Source organism: Sporomusa sp., from assembly GCF_057736855.1.
This window is the reverse complement of sequence record NZ_JBYKYF010000430.1, coordinates 1-1,992: the sequence shown is the minus strand read 5'-3', so window position 1 is coordinate 1,992 and position 1,992 is coordinate 1. Positions and strand designations below refer to the sequence as shown.

Genomic DNA, 1,992 nt, shown 5'->3' with positions numbered 1-1,992 from the left:
ATTCAAAACTGTTTGGTCAGATTGATCGGTAAGATGTTATCTTTTTCTGAAATTAAAAATCCACTGAAATTGCTCTCAGTGGATTTTTAATTTAATAGTCGCCTAGTTCCAGCTCTTTGACTTTTAGGACTTCTTCGCGCAGTGTCAACCATATATTCTGGAATAATTCGTTGTAATGAAGGGTGGTTCGGATTGAGGCAATGTCGCGCGGGCGGGGTAAATCAACGTCTACGATTGATTTTACTGTGCCAGGATGTGCCGTCATAATCAGGATACGGTCGCTAAGACATAAAGCTTCGTCAATGCTATGCGTGATGAATACTGTAGTTTTTTTACTAAGCTCCCAAATTCGCAATAGTTCTTGTTGGAGGATGATCCGATTCTGTTCATCAAGTGCGCCAAACGGTTCATCCATTAATAATATCTCCGGATCGTTGGCAAAAGCACGGGCTACACTAACCCGTTGCTTCATACCGCCGGAGAGTTGATGTGGATAGGTTTTGGCAAACTTGCTTAGGCCAATCATTCGGATATATCTATCAGCAATTTCATATCTTTCTTTTTTGGGTATACCGCGTAATCTGAGGCCGTATGCCACATTATCAATTACCGTCATCCATGGAAAAATTGATTGTTCTTGAAACACCATGGAATTTATCGGACGATCGCCTGATTTGATCTTAATATCTACTGTGCCGACAGTTGCCGTGTCTAGTCCGGCGAGGATGCGGAGTAACGTGGTTTTACCACAGCCGCTAGGCCCGACAATGGAAAAAAACTCACCATCTCCGATAGTAATATTAATGTTAGTAAGAGCGGTAATCTGACCACGACTGGTTGCAAATGTTTTTCCCATATTGGTTAAGACAATGCTGTTACTGTCGTAAGGCATAACCGCACCTCCTTTGGATTCCCGTTAGTTGACCTGCTTCCAAGGGAGCACCAGACGCTCCAGCCAGTCAAGAACAAGGGAAAAAATATATCCGAGAACGGATAATGTAATCAATGCTGAAAACATTTGTTCAATATCAAACATATCATAAGCTCGCCAAATCATCCAACCGACTCCGGCTTTGGCGGCTGACATTTCGGCGGCCACAATCAGAATCAGGGCCATGCCCATACCTAGCTTAAGTCCGGCAAATATCATTGGTAGTGCTCCTGGCAAGGCAACCGTTAAATAAAAATCTTTACGACTGGCGCCGAAGTTTTTGGCGACTTCCAGATAGATTTTATCAATATTTAATACACCGGCCATTGTATTAATAACCACCAGATAAAATACGCCAATGGCAATGGTAAATATCTTAGAGGTTTCCCCTAAGCCGAAGATGAGAAGAATGAGCGGCATAATCGCCAGCTTGGGAATTGGATAGGTAGCGGCGATCATCGGTTCGACTGCCGAACGAAACAAGGGGGAAAGTCCCATACTCATACCAAGCAGGATGCCGGGCACAGCCCCTGCCAAAAAGCCCCAAATGACCCGCAATATGCTCACCCATGTGTTATAAAGTAAATCACCTGAAAGTAATAGCGGGAAGAAAGCTTGAATGATGAGCGAAGGACTTGACAGTAGACGAGTATCAACAAATCCTGCGCGGGTAGCAACTTCCCAAAATAGGAGCAGCGTCAGCGGCGACAGCACGGAAATAGTAGTTTTCATTATTATCACTCCCGGTGTACGCCATAGCCTACTGATACTTTCCTAATATTTTTACCGCAAAGTCGACATATTGATTATCGACAGCGGTTTCCAATTGTACATCTGATTTTAGTAAATTTCTTTCTTTGTACCAAGCAAGATCAGCGGCAATACCTTTCATCCGAACATAGCCGTCAGGGTTAAGTCCAGTGGGGAACATTTTCTCATATAATGCCGGATCTTTGATTACTGAATACTTACATAAGATATCAATAATCTCAGCTTTATTTATGTTTTTGAAAAAAGCATCATTGTAGTCACGGAGTGATTTAACATAGGCTGTCATAAAG

General features: G+C 42.8%; 2 protein-coding genes and 1 pseudogene. All 3 read right to left on the bottom strand.

Annotated features, from left to right (window positions below; translation table 11 throughout):
- Positions 1–91: 91 nt before the first annotated feature.
- The gene (locus tag AC29Z1_RS17250) at positions 92–892 is read right to left on the bottom strand and encodes an ABC transporter ATP-binding protein (RefSeq protein ID WP_488272680.1); all 801 of its coding nucleotides are present in this window, start codon (positions 890–892) and stop codon (positions 92–94) included.
- 24 nt (positions 893–916) lie between these two features.
- Positions 917–1,663, bottom strand: a complete 747-nt coding sequence (locus AC29Z1_RS17245) for an ABC transporter permease (protein WP_488272679.1) — start codon at positions 1,661–1,663, stop codon at positions 917–919.
- 28 nt (positions 1,664–1,691) lie between these two features.
- A pseudogene (locus tag AC29Z1_RS17240) lies at positions 1,692–1,992 on the bottom strand (ABC transporter substrate-binding protein); the annotation flags it as partial.

Coding starts and splice junctions, on each gene's coding strand:
- AC29Z1_RS17250 (WP_488272680.1), bottom strand. CDS start 892: ATGCCTTACGACAGTAACAGCATTGTCTTAACCAATATGGGAAAAACA.
- AC29Z1_RS17245 (WP_488272679.1), bottom strand. CDS start 1,663: ATGAAAACTACTATTTCCGTGCTGTCGCCGCTGACGCTGCTCCTATTT.